Origin of the sequence: Streptomyces sp. NPDC048002 (assembly GCF_040653275.1) — a bacterium.
In the GTDB taxonomy this organism is placed as follows: Bacteria; Actinomycetota; Actinomycetes; order Streptomycetales; family Streptomycetaceae; genus Streptomyces.
On record NZ_JBEZNL010000003.1, the window covers coordinates 159,215 to 177,741 of the forward strand.

Below are 18,527 nucleotides of genomic sequence, written 5' to 3' on the forward strand. Positions count from 1 at the left end.
GGCGGCCGTCCGGATCGTGGGCGCGGGGACGCCGCCGGACGGGTGGTGTGGGGGTTTGGGCTCGGCCGTACGGCTCAGCGGCTCGGGCCGGGGCGAGGGCGGGGCCGTGAGAATCGCAGGCGGGGGGCCGCAGCGGGCCTCCCGGGCCGGGAGGAGCGCCGCCGATGAACAGCTTCCGCAGGACCCGCGCAGGGTTCGCCCTCGCTCTCGCGGGCGTCGCCCTGGCCGCGTTGCCGGGGCGGGCCGCGGCGCGGGAGGGGCACGAGTTGTGGGGTGCCGTGACGATCCTGCCCGGCCGGGAGGGCGTCGTCCTGATCACCGGGTACTCCGGGCCGCCCCTCGGCGCGGGGTCGGAGCTGAGGCTGACCCCGCCCACGGGGACCCGCGTCACGGACACGCCCCTGGCCGACCCCGGGTACCGGGGTGCCGTCGCCCCGGGCGGACGTGCCGCCAGCTACACCGCCCCGGCGGGCGGGCCGTGGCGGGAGCGCGCCTTCCCGTTCGCGCTCGCCGTACCCGCGGACGCGGTGCCCGGCACGAGGCCCGCCGGCTGCACGATGGTGCTGGCGGACGCGTGGGGAGTGCCACGGGACCGGGGTACGTGCGCGGTGACCGTCGGCATGCCCGTGCCGACGGTGACGCTGCCCCCGCCGGGCGCCGTGCTCGACGTACGCCCCGAGGTCTCCGGCACCGCCCACCCCGGCGCGCAGATCACCGTCCGGGACGCCCGGGACGGCGAGGTCTGCGCCACCACGGCGGACCGGGCCGGCGCCTGGTCCTGCGTCCCCGCCCTCCCGCTCGCCGCCGGACCGGGCACGCTGCGGGCGACGGCCGCCCTGGGCGGGGTCGCGGCGACGAGCCCGCCGGTCACGGTCACCGTCGAGGCCCACTCCGGCACCGGAACCGGCCCGGTCCCCCCGACTGACGGCGTCAACGAGGGCCGGGCGCACTCCGCGAGAACGCCGTCTCCAGCGCGCTGCTGCTGAGCCACCGTCGGCTGCCCCCTGCCAAGGACCGGGTGGGGTGCCGGTCATGCCGAGGAGCCGGTCCGGCAGCGGATCCGTCCCGCCGGTGCGGTGTCGGCCGGGCGGACGATCCACGAACGCCGGCTCCCGCGCTCCGTCGGCATCGGTTGCCCCGAGGGATCGGTCCGGCAGCGGCCCCGGCCCGTCCGGCGACGGGTGTCGGCGAGGAGCGGGCCGTCACTCCACGAACGCCATCTCCCGGGCCGTGTTGTTGAGGCGGCGGCCGGTGTTCTCGGTGCAGGTCACGATGTCCTCGATGCGGACCCCGAACCGTCCCGGCAGATAGATCCCGGGCTCGATCGAGAAGCACATCCCGGGTACCAGCGGCAGCTCCTCGCCCTCGACCATGTAGGGCGGCTCATGGGTGGTGACGCCGATGCCGTGCCCGGTGCGGTGGATGAAGTACTCGCCGTACCCGGCGGCCTCGATCACCCCGCGCGCCACCCGGTCGATCTCCTGGCAGGCCACCCCGGGCCGGACCGCCTCGAAGGCGGCCTGCTGGGCCTCCCGCACGATGTCGTGGACCCGCCGCTCCTCGTCCGTCGCCGGGCCGACGTGCACGGTGCGGGTGGTGTCGGATCCGTAGCCGTCCCTGAGCCCGCCGAAGTCGAGGACCACCATGTCGCCCCGCTCGATGGTCCGTTCGCCCGCCTCGTGATGGGGGTTGGCGCCGTTCGGGCCGGAGCCGACGACCGTGAAGTCGACCTGGCTGTGCCCGTGTTCGCGCAGGAGGCGGGCGAGGTCGGCGGCCACCTCGGTCTCCCGGCGCCCGGCGAACCGTACCGAGAGGATCTCCTCGTACGTCGCGTCCGCCGCCGCGCCCGCGCCCGCGAGGCGGTCCACCTCGTGCTCGTCCTTCACCGCGCGCAGCATCGGCAGGACGGTCGTCAGGGCGCGGTAGGCGGTCTGCGGCAACGCCTCCTGGAGGCCCAGCAGATGCAGCGCCCAGGTGGAGTCGGAGACGCCGTACCGGCCGTGCGGGCGCAGCATCCCGGCCGCCACCGCGTACGGGTCCTGGCCGTCCCGCCAGTCCGCGAGGCGCAGCGCGCCCGCGCCGGGCGCGCTCGCGGCGTCCGGGTGCTCCAGCGCCGGCACCAGCAGCCGGGGTTCGGACTCGGGGGTGAGGACCAGGAGGGTCAGCCGCTCGGTGATCGCGGTGGGGCGGTAGCCGCACAGCCACGTCAGGTCCGGGCCCGGGGTGACCAGGAGCCCGGCGAGACCCGCGTCGACGGCGTCCCGGGTGGCGCGGGCCATGCGCTCCGCGTGGTCGTGCTCGGTGAAGGCCGCCGGTGACTCGCTCATGATCGGACCCCATCGCCGTGGTGTGCGCTGACGTTCCCATTGGAGGAGCGGGCGGGCGGCGCCGCCTCGGCGGATTACGCCGTCCGGGTGAGGTGGGACCGAGGGGCCGGCCGGGTCAGTAGCGCAGGGCGCGGGCCACCTCGGCGCGTACGTTGTCGCCGCTCAGATCGCGGTTGGAGCGGGCCGTGGCCTCCTTGGACTCCCCGCCCGCGACGTCGGAGACGGTGACGACGACCGTGTCCAGACGGTTGCCGTCGGCGTCGGTGAAGTCGACCTGGACGGCGAAGGACTTGGTGGAGTCGTCGGTGTTCTCGACGGTGACGGGGACCGTGACCCGGTCGCCGTCGGCGCCGGTGTCGCCCAGCTTCACGTCGTCCTTGGCGTCCGCGCCGTCCTTGATCTCGTTCAGCTTGTTCTCCGCCTCCGACGCGAGCGAGGAGGCGGCGGAGGCGGCCCGGCTGGAGACGCCCTCCGGGAGGTCGTCCTCCGAGCAGCCGGTGAGCCCGCCCAGGGCCACCGCCAGCAGGACCGCCGGCACGGCGGCGCCCCTCGCCCAACGGGTCCGGTGTCCGGCCATGTCGCCCTCCAGGGGTGCGGTGGGGTGCGTCGCTCCCATTGAAATCGCGGGGACCGGCCGCCGCATGCCGGGGCCTCACCCGTACGGTCCACCCCCGTGGTGCCGGGGCCCGGCCCCGCCGAGGGTGGACGCGACGAACGTCAGCGGCGGACGGCGTACGACGCGCCGCCCGCCCCGGAGCGAACGGGACGTGCCATGACCCAGCAGCCGCACGCGAAACCGCCGACCGAGGAGGGGCAGCAGTCCCCGGTCTGGGGGGAGACCAACCGACCGGCGGGCCCCGCGCCCGGTGCCGGCGGCTGGGACCGGGGCCAGGCCCCGGCCGGAAGCGAATGGCGCACCGGCGGCATGGTCTTCGCCGGTGTCCTGATGATCGTCACCGGTGTCGTGGCGATCCTCCAGGGCATCTCCGCCCTCGCCTCGGACGACGTGTACGAGGCCCTGGCCGACTACGTCTACGAGATGAACCTGACCGGGTGGGGCGTCGTCCTGCTCTGCCTCGGCGTCCTGGCCCTGGCGGCCGGCTGGGGCATCCTCAAGGGCGCCTGGTGGGCCCGGATCACCGGTATCTTCCTGGCGTCCCTGAGCATGGTCGCCCATTTCCTGTTCCTGCCGTACCAGCCGGTGTGGTCGGTGCTGATGGTGGCGATCGACTTCTTCGTGATCTGGGCGCTGGCCACCGCGCCGGACGCGCCGCGCGGCGGAGGCCGCCGCGCCGCGCCGAAGTCCTGAGCCGCGCCGAAGTCCTGAGCCGCGCCGAAGTCCAGACGGGCCCGACCCCCACCGGCTGACGGGCCCGACCGGCCCGCCCGGCGCAGGAGTGGGGGCCGCCCCAGTGCGGGGGCGGCCCCCGGGTCACCGTTTCAGACGTGACCCAGGCCACCACTGCCGAAGGATCCGCTGGAACCCGGCAGCCAGCGTTTGCGTTGCTGGTCCTCACCCCGTTTGCTCCCGGAATGCCGCAGCTGGTACGGCATGAGCCGTTCGCCGGTCTCGCTCGTCGGCAGCTCGTCGGGCTCCCGCATCTCCCGCTCCTCGCGGATGGCGCCACCCTCGGGGAGCTTCGGGTGCTCGTCCGGAGCGGGATGCGGAAGTTCTCGGTCCATGACCCGCATACCGAACTGCACGGCGAAAATCAGTGCACCGGCGACGATCATGCCGCCGATGAACGCGGCGAGCACGTTGAGCACGTCACTCCCCGCGGCCGCTAGATCAAGCGTCGTCGTACTCATGCACCAATTATCACCGAAACGGGCGAATATACCCCTTTTCGGGCTAACCGATTTCGGGTTTCTCAGGTCCGGTTTTCTCGGGTCCGGGTTTCTCAGGGCTGGAGCGGCATGCTCCAGCAGTTCGAGTGGGCCGTTCTGCCCTTGAGCCGGTCGGTGATCCAGTCCACCGCCTCGCCCTGGTCGGTGAGGAGCGGTGTCATGTGGTTGATCAGCGGGCTCCCGCTGTTGATCTGGATCTCCGCCTCGTAGGTGACGTTGACGCCCTTGGCGCACCAGTCGACCGCCAGTTTCCGGGCCTGCTTGTGCGGGACCAGGTCGTCGCTGGTGCCGGTGGCGATCCGGACCGGCGCGGCCGGCTTCATGGTTCCGATGCGCTGGCTGTTCAGGAAACTGGTCAGGGCCGGGGTGGCGGCGATGATCTCGCTGACCGAGCGGCCGTCCTTGGTCCAGTCGGTGCTGTCGGCGCCCGCGTACTTGAGGAGCGCGTCGCCCACGCACATCGTCGACAGGTCGGCCAGCGCCGCCTTGCCCGTCGCGTTCAGGTGGGCGTCCGCGATCGGCCTGAGCGCCGGTTCGGACTGGACGAAACCGTTGAGCGACCAGCCGAGCGCGCCGGCCAGTTCACTGCCGTCGATGGCCCGGGTGACCTCGGTCAGATCGGCGGGCGGGGCACCGGCGTAGGCGCCGGCGAGGTTGACGTCGGGGGCGTAGGAGGGCTGGAGTTCGGCGGCCGCGGCGCTCGCCCCGCCGCCCTGGCTGTAACCGAACAGGCCCACCCGGGACGCCGCGGTCACCGAGGCGCCGGGCACCGCGCGGGCGGCACGGGCGGCGTCGAGGAGGGCGTGGGCCTCGTCGACGCGGTTGACGTAGGTGTGCAGCCGGTCGGTCGCGCCGAGGCCCGCGTAGTCGGTGACGACGACGGCCGCGCCGGTGGCGAGGAGCCGGTAGATCGCCAGGTCCTCGTAGCCGACGGAGACGGTCTCGCCGCTCAGGGTCAGCGGGTGTTCCAGGCCCCGGGAGGCCGAGCACTGGTCGCCCTGGCCCATCGTGCCCGGGGCGAGCGCGACCAGCGGGCGCGGGCCGCCGCCCTTCCAGGCGGCCGAGGGTTCGATGTAGGCGCCGGTCACGGCGACCGGGCGGCCGCTGTCGTCGGTGGACTTGTACATCAGCCGGGTCGCCCGGCCGGGCAGCGGGCCGTTCAGGCCGGGCAGGCTGAGGGCGAGCTTGAGGGGTTCGGTGCGGACCAGCGCGCCGTCGGCGGCGGGCAGGGTGGCCGGCGGGTTGTAGAACGCCGGGATGGTGACACCCCGGGACACGACCTCGTCGGACGCCGTGGCGGCGGCGCCGGAGAGGGTCTGGGCACCGAGGGCGGCGGCGGTGATGACGCTCGCGGCCAGGAGCCGTCTGCGTACGGGCAGGCGTACGGGCATGGCGAACCTCCTGTTGAAGCGGCTGGCAGGAAGGTGCGTGAAAAGGCGGCCCGTCGTGCGCGCGGTCGTCCGGAGCGCGGGCACGGCGGGCCGTTCAAGGGCTCGCCAGGACCGTACCGTCGGTAACTCGCCGATCGATACCGGCCGGTAGGTTACGGTTCAGTAATTTAACTTCGATCTTCACAGACTGTGGACAACCGGGGTCGACCCCGACTTCGGGGCGATCCTTCCTAGTCCCCGGGTGGGACCGGGGAGGGGCGCCGTACTGCGTTCTCAGTACCGCGCGGTGTCGTCAGCCGCACGACGACAGGACACCCCCCGCACGGCGAGCCTGGACGCACCCTTCGACGTCCAGCTCTGGAGACCTCCCGCCGTGGCAACTTTCCTGTATCGACTGGGCCGACTGGCCCACCGGCGGCGCTGGTACGCCGTCCTGGTCTGGGCCGCCGTCCTGGCGGCGGTCGGGCTCGGCGCCGCTCGGTCCCCGGGCGCGGCCGACGAGGAGTTCTCGATGCCGGGGGTCGAGTCGCAGCAGGCGTTCGACCTGCTGGAGGAGCGCTTCCCCGGCACCGCCGCCGACGGCGCGACCGCGCGGGTCGTCTTCGTCGCGCCGGGCGGCGAGAAGGTCACCGCCGCGGAGAACAGGGCCGCGGTCGAGGCCGCCGTCACCGAACTCGGCGACGGCGCGCAGGTCGCGGCGGCCGTCGACCCCTTCGAGGCCGGCGCGGTCAGCGCGGACGGCCGCACGGCGTACACCACCGTCACCTACGAGGTCGGCGGCGACGCCCTCACCGACGCAGCCAAGGACGACCTGACCAAGACCCTGGCGGCGGCCCGGGACTCGGGGCTCACCGTCGAGGCGGGTGGCGACGCCCTCTCCGACGGCGGCGGCGCGGGCGGGGCGGCCGAGGTGATCGGCATCGCCATCGCCGCCGTCGTGCTGATGGTGACCTTCGGTTCGCTCGCCGCGGCCGGTCTGCCGCTGCTGACCGCCGTCGTCGGCGTCGGCGTGAGCATGGCCGCGATCCTGGCCCTGTCGAGCGCCCTCGGCCTGTCCGCCACCACCGGCACCCTGGCGATGATGCTGGGGCTCGCCGTCGGCATCGACTACGCCCTGTTCGTCGTCTCCCGCTACCGCGAGGAGCGCGCCGCGGGCCGCACGCCCGAGGAGGCCGTGGCGCTCGCCACCGGGACCGCCGGGTCCGCCGTCGTCTTCGCGGGCCTCACCGTCGTCATCGCGCTCGCCGGGCTGTCGGTCGTCGGCATCCCGATGCTGACCAAGATGGGGCTCGCCGCGGCGGGCGCCGTCGTCGTCGCGGTGCTGGTCGCGCTGACCCTCGTCCCGGCCCTCCTCGGTTTCTGGCCCCGGGCCGTCCTGGCCCGCAAGGCCCGCCGCGCCGAGAAGGCCGCGCTGGACGGCCACGCCGGAAAGCCCGCGCAGGACGGTGGCCCCGGACGGGCCACGAAGGACGGCCTCCCCGGACGGGCCACGAAGGACGGCCGCCCCGGACAGGCCGCGCGGGACAACGGCGGTGCCCGCTGGGCCCGGTTCGTGCTGCGCCGCCCGCTGCCCGTGCTGCTGCTCGGCGTCGTGGGCCTCGGCGCGCTCGCCGTACCGGCGGCCGACCTCCAGCTCGGCATGCCCGGCGACGAGGCCAAGGCGACCTCCACGACCGAGCGCCGGGCCTACGACGCGCTCGCCGAGGGCTTCGGGCCCGGCTTCAACGGGCCGCTGACCGTCGTCGTCGACGCCAGGGGCGCCGAGGACGCGAAGGCCGCCGCGACCGCCGTCTCCGAGGAGATCGCCGGCACCGAGGGTGTCGTCTCCGTCTCGCCCGCCCGCTTCAACGAGGCCGGGGACACCGCCGTCCTCTCCGTCGTGCCGGCCACCGCGCCCACCGACGAGCGGACCAAGGACCTGGTCACGACGATCCGCGGCGAACGGCCCGACGTCGAGGACCGCACCGGGGCCACCTTCGAGGTCACCGGCACCACCGCCATGAACATCGACATAGCCGAGAAGGTGCAGTCCGCGCTGGTGCCGTACCTGATCGTGGTGGTCGGGCTGGCCGTGGTCCTGCTGCTGGTGGTCTTCCGGTCGCTCCTCGTCCCGCTGAAGGCCGCCCTCGGCTTCCTGCTCTCCGTGCTCGCCTCCCTCGGCGCTGTCGTCGTGGTCTTCCAGCAGGGGCACGGCGCGGAACTCCTCGGGGTCGAGCAGACCGGCCCGATCATGAGCCTGATGCCGATCTTCCTGGTGGGCATCGTCTTCGGACTGGCGATGGACTACGAGGTCTTCCTGGTCTCCCGGATGCGGGAGGCGTACGTGCACGGCGAGCCCGCGCCGCAGGCCGTGATCTCGGGGTTCTGGCACAGCGCCCGGGTGGTCGTGGCCGCCGCGCTGATCATGATCGCCGTCTTCGCCGGGTTCGTCGGCGAGAGCGAGTCCATGATCAAGATGATCGGCTTCGGCCTCGCCACGGCGGTGCTGCTCGACGCCTTCGTGGTCCGGATGGCGATCGTGCCCGCCGTCCTCGCCCTGCTCGGCGACCGCGCCTGGTGGCTGCCGAAGTGGCTGGACCGGATCCTGCCCCGGGTCGACGTGGAGGGCGAGGGGCTCGCCCGCCCCGCGGCCCCGAGCGCCGAACCCGCCCCCAAGGAGACCGTGCGCGTCTGAGGGACGCGAGGGGCGGGCCGGGGCTGCCCGGAGCCGGGGCTGCCCGGAGCCGGGGCTGCCCGGGGCTCGGGTCGCCCGGAGCGGGGACCGCCCGGAGCCGGGACCGCCCGGGGCTCGGGCCGCCCGGAGTTGGGGCCGCCCGGGACCCGCCGCGGACCCGGGCGGCCCCGCGTCGTCCACCATGGAGCCAGCCCCACGGACCGACCGGGGACCGAGGCCCGAGGCCCGAGGACCGAGAGAGCCACGCATGATCACCAAACGGGAGCGCTACGCCGGCCGCTTCGAGAACTACGCGGAACGCTTCCCGCACGCCGTCGACGTGACGATGGTGCTGTCCGTGATCGGCTGCGCGATCCTCGGTACCCAGCTCAGCTTCCCCGGCAGCCCGCCGCCCGACTCGGGCAAGCTCACCGAGATCCTCCTCGGTCTGTCCTGCCTGTTCCTGCTGAAGTACCGCACCCGGCCGCGCGCGGTCGTCGTGGTGGTGGGCCTGGTCACCGTTGTGGCGATCGTCCGCGGCTATCTGATCACCCCGCTGCTGCTGGCCCCGCTGCTGGTGGCGGTGTACTGGCTGGCCGTCCTGTGCGACCGCAGGACGACCCGCCTCTACGGCGCCGCGATCGGAGCGGTACTGCTGACCGCGACCGTGGCCAGCGACGCCATGGACGGCGTGTCCCTGGTCCTGCGGGTGATCGGCCCCGTCTTCTGGCTGGCGCTGCCGGTGGCCGCGGGCCGGTCGACCCGGCTGCGGCGCGACTACCTGGAGGCGGTGCAGGCCCGCGCCGAGTACGCCGAACGCACCCGCGACGAGGAGGCGCGGCTGCGGGTCGCCGAGGAACGCATGCGCATCGCCCGCGAGCTGCACGACGTCGTCGCCCACCATCTGGCCCTGGCCAACGCCCAGGCCGGCACCGCCGCCCACCTGGTGCGCGCCGACCCCGGGCAGAGCGAGCGGATCCTGCGCGACCTCACCGGCACCACCTCCTCCGCCCTGCGCGAGCTGAAGGCCACCCTGGGCCTGCTGCGCGAGGACGACCACCCCGAGGGCGAGGGCCTCGAACCCGCACCCGGCCTCGCCCGGCTGCCCGAGCTGATCGCGGCGTACGAGTCGGCCGGCCTCGACGTCACCGTCACCACCGAGGGCGAGCCGCGCCCGCTGTCCCCCGGCGCGGACCTCACGGCGTACCGGATCGTGCAGGAGGCCCTCACCAATGTCTCCAAGCACGCCTCGGCCCACAGCGCCCGGGTCCGCTTCACCTACGCCGACGTCCGGCTGCTCATCACGGTCAGCAACGACGGACCGGCCACCGCCGCCCCGGCCACCGGCGGCTACGGGCTGATGGGCATGCGGGAACGCGCCCACTCCGTCGGCGGTGAACTGCGCGCCGGCCCCCGCCCCGAGGGCGGCTTCGAGGTCACCACCGCCCTGCCGCTCCAGCCGTACGCCGCCACCGCCCCCGCCTCCGCCTCCGCCTCCGCCACCGCCCCCGCTCCCGAGGGAGAGACACCGTGACCGTCCGGGTGCTGCTCGCCGACGACCAGGCCCTGCTGCGGGCCACCTTCCGGATACTGATCGACTCCTGCCCCGACCTGGAGGTGGTCGGCGAGGCATCCGACGGCGCCGAGGCGCTGGAACTGGCCCGCGCCCACCGCCCGGACGTCGTCCTGATGGACATCCGGATGCCCGGCACCGACGGCCTGTCCGGCACCTCGGCGATCTGCGCCGAGCCCGACCTGACCGCCACCCGGGTGCTGATCCTGACCACCTTCGAGACCGAGGAGTACGTGGCACGGGCGCTGCGGGCCGGGGCGAGCGGCTTCCTCGGCAAGGACGTCACCGCCGAGGCCCTGCTGGCCGGCATCCGCACGGTGGCCTCCGGCGACGCCCTCCTCTCGCCGGGCGCGACCCGCACCCTGATCACCCGCTTCCTCACCTCCCCCGCCCCGGAGGCCCAACTGGCTCCCCCGGAGCGGCTGGCCGAACTCACCGTGCGAGAGCGGGAGGTGATGGCGCTGGCGGCGGAGGGCCGGTCCAACGCCGAGATCGCCGAGCTGCTCACGGTGAGCCCGCTGACGGTACGGACCCATGTGCACCGGGCGATGACGAAGCTGCACGCCCGCGACCGGGCCCAACTGGTGGTCATCGCCTATCAGACGGGACTGGTGCAGGCGGGGCCCGCGGGTCCGGGGTGAGCCCGCACCGGCCGTCAGGGCTTGTTCCGGACCCTAGGACGGGCGGGGGCGAGCTCGGGGACGTAGATTCGCAGGGGGCCGGCGCATTCCGCCGGTGCCATTGGATTGCCGATGGCAGGGATTGGATTCCTCATTGGATGCCTATGGGTGGGCGGGCGTACGTTCGAAGCCCGGGGACATCCCCTTCCGACCCTCAGGCCCCTCTGGAGCGCACACCATGTCCAAGATCCTTTTCGTACTGACCGGCGCCGACCACTGGACGCTCGCCGACGGCACCGAGCACCCCTCCGGCTTCTGGGCCGAGGAGGCCGTCGCCCCCTACCAGCGGTTCAAGGCCGAGGGCCACGAGATCGTCGTCGCCACGCCCGGTGGGGTCGTCCCGACCGTCGACCGGGGCAGCCTGGCCGCCGAGGCCAACGGCGGCCAGGAGAACGCGGACGCCGTCGCCGCCGGGCTCTCCGCGATGACCGAACTCCATCAGCCCCTGCGGCTGGAGGACGTGAACCTCGACGACTACGCCGCCGTCTTCTACCCGGGCGGGCACGGTCCCATGGAGGACCTGGCGGTCGACGCCGTCTCCGGCCGGCTGCTCGTCGACGCCCTCGACTCCGGCAAGCCCCTCGCGGTGGTCTGCCACGGCCCGGCCGCGCTGCTCGCCGCCACCCGTGAGGACGGCTCCAACGCCTTCGCCGGCTACCGGGTCGCCGCCTTCACCGACGCCGAGGAGACCCAGGCCGGACTCGCCGACCGGGCCAAGTGGCTGCTCCAGTCCCGCCTGGTCGAGGAGGGCGTGGACGTCCGCGCGGGCGAGCCGTGGGCGCCGCACGTGGTCGTCGACCGCAACCTGGTGACCGGCCAGAACCCGGCCTCCTCGGCCCCGCTCGCGGCCGAGCTGCTGAAGAAGCTGGGCTGAGCGGCCCGCACGGGCGGACGGGGGTTCCGGGCGTGGGGCGTGCGGAGGCGGACGGCGCGGGCGGGTCGAACAGTGCGGGCGGGTCGAGCAGTGCGGGCGGGTTGAACGGTGCGGGGCCGGGTGCTGCGGCCGGCGCCGGTCCCGGGGCCCAGGACCTCAATCTGGTCCGGACGTTCCTCGCGGTCTACCGCGCCGGCTCCTTCACCGCCGCCGCCCAGGTGCTGGGCATCTCCCAGCCCACGGTGACCACCCAGGTGAAGGCGCTGGAGCGGCAGTCGGGCCGGGAGCTGTTCACCCGTCTGCCCCGGGGCGTCGCCCCCACCCCGTACGCCCACGACCTGGCCGCGCGGGTCGCCGGGCCGCTGGACGCGCTGCTGGCCGCCACCGGTCACGATCCCGCGGAGGCGGGCCCGCCCGCCCCCGTCCATCTGGCGGGCCCCGCCGAGGTGCTCTGTCTGCGGGTGCTGCCCGCCCTGGCCCCACTGGTCGCCGACGGCCTCCGGCTCCGGGTCACGCCCGGACTGACGGACCCCCTGCTCGACGGCCTGCGGGCGGGCCGGTACGACCTGGTGCTGGCCACCAGCCGCCCACGCGGGCGGACCCTGCCCTCGGCCCCGCTGCTCGACGAGGAGTTCGTCCTGGTCGCGGCGCCGGTGTGGGCGGAGCGCCTGGGCGACCGGGTGACCACCGAGGGCCCCGGCGTCCTGCACCCCGTCCCGCTGATCGCCTACGCCGAGGACCTGCCCATCGTCCGGCGCTTCTGGCGGCACGTCTTCGAGCAGCGGCTGAACTGCCGGGCCGCGGTCACCCTGCCCGATCTGCGGGGCGTGCTCGCCGCGGTGGCGGGCGGGGCGGGGTTCTCGGTGCTGCCCCGCTATCTCTGCGAGGCCGAACTGGCGGCGGGTGCGCTGGTCGCGCTGCTCGAACCCGAGGATCCGCCCATCAACACCGCCTACCTGGTCCAGCGCCCGGGTGTCCCGGAGAACCCGCACGTCACGCGGGTACGGGACCACCTGCTGCGGCTGGGCCCCACCTGGTGAAGACGGGCTCCCCGGAGATTGCCGAGACGGAGCGTCTTGCGGGGAGGGGGTGAAGGGCTGTACGGTCGGCGTACGCGATCGAGACGAGACGGTTCGTCTCGCTTTTGAGCGGGGCGCGCTTCGTAGTCAAGGCGTGCGTCCCGGATCGCCCGACCCTGTCGCCCACGGAAGAAGACACCACTTGTTCCCAGTCACCGCAGCACCCGCAGTCACCGCGGCATCCGCCGCCGTCTCCCAGCTCACCGTCACCGAGGTCAGCAAGCGCTATGCCGACCGCCTGGTCCTGGACCGGGTCTCCTTCTCCGTCCGGCCCGGCGAGCGGGTCGGTGTGGTCGGGGACAACGGCTCCGGCAAGTCCACCCTGCTGCGTCTGCTCTCCGGCGCCGAGCGGCCCGACAACGGCGGGATCACCGTCGTGGCGCCGGGCGGCACCGGCCACCTGGCCCAGACCCTCGACCTGCCGGACACCGCACGCGTGGGCGACGCCGTCGACCTCGCCCTGGCCGAACTGCGCTCCCTGGAAAGCCGGTTGCGCACGGCGGCCACCGAACTCGGGGGCGCCGACCCGGCCGCGTACGAGCGGTACGCCGCGCTGGAGGCGGAGTTCGAGGCGCGCGGCGGGTACGACGCGGACCGCCGCGTCGACGTGGCCCTGCGCCACCTGGGCGAACCGGAGGCCCTGGACCGCTCGCGCCGGCTCGGCACCCTCTCCGGCGGCCGGCGCTCCCGGCTCGCCCTCGCCGCGACCCTGGCCGCCTCGCCCGAACTGCTCCTGCTCGACGAGCCGACCAACGACCTCGACGACGAGGCGGTGGCCTGGCTGGAGGAGCGGCTGCGCGCCCACCGGGGCACGGTCGTGGCCGTCACCCACGACCGGGCCTTCCTGGACCGGGTCACCGACACCCTCCTGGAGGTCGACGCGGACACCAGGTCCGTCCGCCGCTACGGCGGCGGCTACCAGGGGTACCTGGCCGCGAAGGCCGCCGAACGCGCCCGCCACGAGCGGGAGTACGCCGACTGGCGTGCCGAGGTGGCCCGCCAGTCCCGGCTCGCCGACTCCCACATCGGCCGCCTGGACGCCATCCCGCGCAAGGGGCCGTGGGCGTTCAGCGGGGCCGGCGCCTTTCGCGCCCGCTCCCGGGCGCACGGCGCGATGAGCCGGATCCGCAACGCGCGGGAACGGCTGGAGCGGCTGACGGAGGACCCGGTGGCCGCGCCGCCCGAGCCGCTGCGGTTCGCCGCACGGATCGAGGGCGCCGCGACGGCCCCGGTGACGGCGGCGGACCTGAGGGTGCCCGGACGGCTCACGCTGGACTCGCTGCACGTCCCGGCGGGCGGCCGACTGCTGGTGACCGGGCCCAACGGGGCGGGCAAGTCCACGCTGCTGCGGGTCCTGGCCGGTGAGGTGGGCCCGGAACCCGGCGGATCGCTGAGCCGCCCGGATCGGGCGGGCCTGCTGCGCCAGACCATGACCCCGCTGACACCCGAGGAGTCGGCCCGTCCGCTGCGGACGGCGTTCGGGCCGGAGCGGGCGGCGGAACTGCTCCGCCTGGGCCTGTTCCGCGAGGCCGACCTGCACCGCCCGGTGGGGGCGCTGTCCATCGGCCAGCGCCGCCGCCTCGACCTCGCCCGGCTGCTCACCGCTCCGCACGACGCGCTGCTCCTCGACGAGCCGACCAACCACCTGGCCCCGTCCCTGGTCGAGGAGATCCAGGAGGCCCTGGCCGCCTACGAGGGCACCCTGATAGTCGTCACCCACGACCGCCGCCTACGCCGGTCCTGGTCGGGCCCGATCCTGGAACTGCCGGCACCGAGTGGCCCGACAGCCCGGTGACCGCCGACCGGGGCCGGCGCCGGGTGGGCCGACTGTCCCGACCGGGCCGGCGCCCCGGGGCCCGGCCGGTCCGGTTCCGGAGCTGCCGGGACCCGGTGCGGCGGCTCCCTGATGCCCGTCGGCCTGGGCCCCGGCCAAGGTTCGGGGCTCGACTTGGTCCTGCCTGGAGTTGGAGCTGCCGGGACCCGGTGGGACGGCTCCCTGATCGTCGTCACCCACGACCGCCGCCTGCGCCCGGCCCGGCCCGCTCCGGCCTGGCCCGGCTTGGCTTGGCCCCCTGATGAGGCCCGGCCCGGCTTGGTTGAGTCCGGCTCGGTCCAGTCCAGCCCGGCCCTCGGCCCGCCCCGCTTCTGCCCGGCACCACGTCGGCTCCACCCCTGGTTGGGCTCGGTCAGGCCCGGCTCGGTCCAGTCCAGTCCAGCCCAGTCAGGCCCGGCTCGGCCTGATCGGGGTCAGCTCGGTCCGGCCCGGCCCCGCCGCTCCCCGCGCCCGATGCCCGTACCGCCCGCCGCCGAATCGTTACCCGGGGCAACGTCCACGACTCGGTACGGCCGAGACGGGGGGCAGGTCCGCTGTCTACCCTGCTCGCGTGAACGACATCCCGCCGCCGGTCCCCGCCCCCGCCCGGGGCGGGGTGTCCGTCGACGCGGTCGTGCGGCGGCTCGCCGACGCCCTCGCCCCCGGGCCGCTGTGCTGCGGTCCGGGCACCGGTGAGATCGCCGACGTGGTCATCGCCGAGCCCGGGGACCCGCTGGACGGGGTGAAGGGCGCCCTGGTGCTCGCCATCGGGGCGCGCGAGGCGGAGGCGGCGGCGATGGTCACCGCCGCCGGAGCGGCCGGCGCGGTCGCCGTCGCCGTACGCGCGGGCGACGGGGAGCTGCCCGCCGAGGTGCGCGCGGCGGCCGAGGGCGCCGGGGTCACCGTGCTGGGCCTGCCCCAGGGACTGCGCTGGGACCGCGCCGAGTCCGAGATCCGGGCGGCCCTGGCCGGTCCGTCCGGCACCTTCGCGCGCGACGGAGACCTGTTCTCCCTCGCCCAGACCGTGGCGACCCTGACCCACGGCGTGGTCAGCATCGAGGACGGCGCCCACCGGACCGTCGCGTACGCCGGGTCCGGCGACGAGGCCGACGAACTGCGCCGCCGGTCCATCCTCGGCCGCAGCTGCCCCGAGCCCTATCTGGAGCTGCTGCGCGGACTCGGCGTCTACCAGCGGGTCCGCTCCGGCGAGGAGGTCGTCGAGGTGGACGAGCGGCCCGAACTGGGCGCGCGGCGGCGGCTGGTGATCGGGATCAACGCCGGGCGCCGCCCGCTGGGCACCATCTGGGTGCAGGAGGGCGGCCGGCCGCTCGCCGCGGGGGCGCCGGACATGCTGCGCGGCGCCGCCCGCATCGCCGCGACCCAACTCGTCGACCACTACTTCCAGGGCGACGCGGGAGCCCGGCTGGCCTCGCGCGAGGAACTCAGCCACGGCCTGCTGACCGGACGCTTCGAACCCCGGGCCCTCGCCGCCCACCTGGGCATCGACCCGGCGGGCGGCGCGGACGTGGTCGCCGTGGACCTGCGCGAGCCCGACGGCACGGCCACCGCCGTACGGGCGGACGCCCGGCGCGCGGAGGCCGCGGGCGTGATGTCCGTGCACGCCGCGGCCCTGCGCGACAACGCCCTCGTCGTCCACGCCTGCGGCCAGCTCTACGCCCTCCTGCCGACGCCCGGTCAGGCCGCCCGGCCCGTCGAGGACGACGGGCCGCTGGTGCGCTGGGCCGAGGAACTGGTCGCCACCCTGCGCAGACTGACCGGCACCCCCGCCCAGGCGGTCGTGGCGGGCCGCGCCGAGCGGCTGGCCGACATCCCGGCCGTCAAGCTCCGCGGCCACCGCGCCCTGCACCTGCTGGCCCGCACGCCCGAGGCGGCCGTCGGCACCCACAGCCGGCTCGCCCCGGCCCTGCTGGTCCGCGACGCCCTGGAGCTGATCGACCGGGAGCCGCGGCTGCGCTTCCCCGCGGTGGCCGCGCTCGCCGCCCGCGACCGGGAACAGGGCACCGACCTCGCCCGTTCGCTGCTGCTCTACCTCGACGGGTTCGGTGACGTCGCCGCCGTGGCCAGGCGGCTCAGCGTCCACCCCAACACCCTGCGCTACCGCGTCCGTCGGGCGGCCGCGCTGACCGGGCTCGACCTCGACGACCCCGAGCACCGGCTGGCCGCCACGCTCCAGCTCCGGCTGGAACTGACCGAGCGGGAACTGGCCGACACCACCTTCCCCCGCGACTGAGGCGACCGGGACGACTGAGGCGACTGGGACGGCCGGGGCGACTGGGACGGCCGGGGCGACCGGGCCGCCCGGGACGACTGAGGCGACGGACACACCTGAGCCGTCCACCCCCGCCGAAATGCCGGAGCTGTACCTGATGCCCTGAATGCCACTACGTGGGCTGCGACACCTCTATTGACCTGCGCAGAAGGGCCGTGCTTCCCTCGCGTGGGGGTTTGGGGGCACAGCTGTACGACAGCCGTACGACAGCCGTGCGACAGGGGGACGACAGCGGGGGCGCGGGGTGGGGACGAGATGACCGCTCGGCCCGCGGCCGCCCGTCACCGGGCGTTCAGGTGCCGCCCGCCCGGAACCCGGACCGCGTTCCTTCCGTCTTGCTGCGGAGCGAAGCCCGCCCCGACCCGACCACATCTAACAAAAGCGGCCGAACAGTGACTCACATACCCCCGCAGAACCTTGCGCCGGCGGAGCCGGACACCGCGCCCCCCTTCTGGCGCCGGCCCCGTACGGTCCTGTGGGCCGCGGCCGCGGCGGTGACGCTCGCCTTCCTCGTCGCGCTGGAGTTCACCGCGCGCCACTACGGGATGCCGGGACCGCTCACCACGCAGAGCCGCGAGGTGCTGTTCCCGCCCAAGTCCGGCGGGCTCCTCTACGCCTCCCTGGCGCTGACCATGGTGGTGCTGACCTGGCGGCAGCGGCTGATCGCGCTGGCCTTCGCGGTCGGCGTCGACCTCGCCTTCCTGACCGCGCGCTGGGCGGCCGGCGTCGAGGTCACCGGCGGCCACCCCTTCGGCAACGGCGCCCTGTGGGCGCTGATCGGCATCGCGGTCGTCGCCGTCACCCGCCGCACCGACCGCGAACGGGTCCTGCTGCTCAAGGGCGCCGGGCTCGGCCTGCTGCTGATGGCGGGCCGCAAGACCGGCGACACCTGGCTGTTCATCACCTCCGAGACCCGCCCCACCGTGCTCGACCAGTACGTGGCGACCGCCGACCACGCCCTGGGCGACCCCTCGTGGGTGGTCGGCCGGATCGTCACCGCGAGCGGTGCCGTCGGCTTCAACGTCCTCGACTTCGTCTACGGACAGCTCCCGGTCGCCGCCGTCCTCGCCGCGCTCTACCAGATGCGCCACGTGGCCGCCGAGCGCCGCTTCCCGCGCCACCACCTGGTCCGCACCTTCCTGGTGATCGGCCTGATCGGACCGGCGTTCTACATGATCTACCCGGTGGTCGGGCCGATCTTCGCCTACGGCACCGGCGCCGAGCACTGGGCCGGGGTCAGCCTGTGGGCACCGGAGATGCCACCCAGCGCGCCCTGGGCCGTGGGTGAGCTGTGGCCGCGGACCCTCCCGCCGCTCGGCGACCCGCAGTCCATGCCCTTCGACGGCGTCACCCCGCGCAACTGCATGCCCAGCCTGCACACCGCCTGGGCCACCGCGATCTTCCTACACACCCGCAAGGGCCCGCGCGCCCTGCGCTGGGCGGGCACCTTCTGGCTGGTCGCCACGCTCTGCGCGACCCTCGGCTTCGGCTACCACTACGGCGCCGACCTCATCGCCGGCGTGGTGTTCACCCTCACCATCGAGGCGGGGCTGCGCGCCCACGACCGCGGCTGGGAGCGCTCGGGCGTCCGCCTCGTCGCCTACGGCACCGCCGTCTTCGCGGCACTCCTGCTGTCGTACCGCTTCCTGCCGCTGGAGATGGCCGCCCACCCGTGGCTGTACGGCCCGCTGCTCCTGCTGGCCATGGGCTCGGTGATCCACGGCTACGTCCGCACCACCGCGCGGTGGAACGCCAGCCCCGAGCCGGTCCGCACCCCGGCGCCCCAGCCCGAACTGGTCTGACCAGCCCGGCCCGGCGTCCCGACGGAACGCGGCCGCCGCGGACTCCACGGTGGCGAAGAAGTGGCGCGGATCGATCGTGTCGGTGAGCCCGTACCGCTGGCTCTTGCGCCGCCGACGGGCCGTCCTTCACGGACCGTCCCTTCGCCGCGTCCAGCCGCCCGGAGCGGCGTCGGCTCCCGGCCGCCGGTCCAGCAACC

Annotated in this window: 14 protein-coding genes; 10 read left to right on the forward strand and 4 right to left on the reverse strand. The window is 74.8% G+C overall.

Annotated elements, in window-relative coordinates; translation table 11 throughout:
* The first annotated feature begins 164 nt into the window (after positions 1-164).
* On the forward strand, positions 165-986 hold the full coding sequence (locus AB0E07_RS06480; RefSeq protein WP_362247107.1) for a carboxypeptidase regulatory-like domain-containing protein: 822 nt from the start codon (positions 165-167) through the stop codon (positions 984-986).
* Between the two features lie 216 nt (positions 987-1,202).
* On the opposite strand, the gene AB0E07_RS06485 is transcribed toward AB0E07_RS06480, so the two are convergent.
* Positions 1,203-2,327, reverse strand: coding sequence for an aminopeptidase P family protein (locus AB0E07_RS06485; RefSeq protein WP_362247109.1), 1,125 nt, complete (start codon positions 2,325-2,327; stop codon positions 1,203-1,205).
* A 115-nt stretch (positions 2,328-2,442) separates the two neighbouring features.
* A complete protein-coding gene (locus tag AB0E07_RS06490; protein WP_362247111.1) occupies positions 2,443-2,904 on the reverse strand; it encodes an FxLYD domain-containing protein in 462 nt (153 codons plus the stop codon).
* A gap of 195 nt (positions 2,905-3,099) precedes the next feature.
* Between AB0E07_RS06490 and AB0E07_RS06495 the strand changes: the two genes are divergently transcribed.
* Entirely contained in the window at positions 3,100-3,636 is a 537-nt protein-coding gene (locus tag AB0E07_RS06495; RefSeq protein WP_362247113.1) for a hypothetical protein, read from the forward strand.
* A gap of 131 nt (positions 3,637-3,767) precedes the next feature.
* On the opposite strand, the gene AB0E07_RS06500 is transcribed toward AB0E07_RS06495, so the two are convergent.
* A complete protein-coding gene (locus tag AB0E07_RS06500) occupies positions 3,768-4,136 on the reverse strand; it encodes a DUF6479 family protein (RefSeq protein ID WP_362247115.1) in 369 nt (122 codons plus the stop codon).
* A 92-nt stretch (positions 4,137-4,228) separates the two neighbouring features.
* Positions 4,229-5,554: a lipase family protein gene (locus AB0E07_RS06505; protein WP_362247389.1), complete on the reverse strand. Its 1,326-nt coding sequence runs from the start codon at positions 5,552-5,554 to the stop codon at positions 4,229-4,231.
* 385 nt (positions 5,555-5,939) lie between these two features.
* On the opposite strand from AB0E07_RS06505, the gene AB0E07_RS06510 reads away from it, so the two are divergent.
* The 8 genes from AB0E07_RS06510 (at position 5,940) to AB0E07_RS06545 (ending at position 18,330) form a co-directional block, all read left to right on the forward strand.
* Positions 5,940-8,240 carry an MMPL family transporter gene (locus AB0E07_RS06510; RefSeq protein WP_362247117.1) on the forward strand — a complete coding sequence of 767 codons (2,301 nt, stop codon included), beginning with the start codon at positions 5,940-5,942 and terminating at the stop codon, positions 8,238-8,240.
* Positions 8,241-8,487: 247 nt separating this feature from the next.
* Positions 8,488-9,753: a sensor histidine kinase gene (locus AB0E07_RS06515; RefSeq protein WP_362247119.1), complete on the forward strand. Its 1,266-nt coding sequence runs from the start codon at positions 8,488-8,490 to the stop codon at positions 9,751-9,753.
* The gene (locus tag AB0E07_RS06520; RefSeq protein ID WP_362247121.1) at positions 9,750-10,433 is read left to right on the forward strand and encodes a response regulator transcription factor; all 684 of its coding nucleotides are present in this window, start codon (positions 9,750-9,752) and stop codon (positions 10,431-10,433) included. The genes AB0E07_RS06515 and AB0E07_RS06520 overlap by 4 nt, the downstream gene beginning before the upstream one ends.
* A 217-nt stretch (positions 10,434-10,650) precedes the next feature.
* A complete protein-coding gene (locus AB0E07_RS06525; RefSeq protein WP_362247123.1) occupies positions 10,651-11,346 on the forward strand; it encodes a type 1 glutamine amidotransferase domain-containing protein in 696 nt (231 codons plus the stop codon).
* A gap of 101 nt (positions 11,347-11,447) precedes the next feature.
* Positions 11,448-12,386, forward strand: a complete 939-nt coding sequence (locus AB0E07_RS06530) for a LysR family transcriptional regulator (protein WP_362247125.1) — start codon at positions 11,448-11,450, stop codon at positions 12,384-12,386.
* Between the two features lie 181 nt (positions 12,387-12,567).
* On the forward strand, positions 12,568-14,220 hold the full coding sequence (abc-f, locus tag AB0E07_RS06535) for a ribosomal protection-like ABC-F family protein (protein WP_362247127.1): 1,653 nt from the start codon (positions 12,568-12,570) through the stop codon (positions 14,218-14,220).
* 589 nt (positions 14,221-14,809) lie between these two features.
* Positions 14,810-16,489 carry a helix-turn-helix domain-containing protein gene (locus AB0E07_RS06540; protein WP_362247129.1) on the forward strand — a complete coding sequence of 560 codons (1,680 nt, stop codon included), beginning with the start codon at positions 14,810-14,812 and terminating at the stop codon, positions 16,487-16,489.
* A 512-nt stretch (positions 16,490-17,001) separates the two neighbouring features.
* Complete coding sequence (locus AB0E07_RS06545; protein WP_362247390.1) at positions 17,002-18,330, forward strand: phosphatase PAP2 family protein; 1,329 nt, start codon at positions 17,002-17,004, stop codon at positions 18,328-18,330.
* The last annotated feature ends 197 nt before the right edge of the window (positions 18,331-18,527 follow it).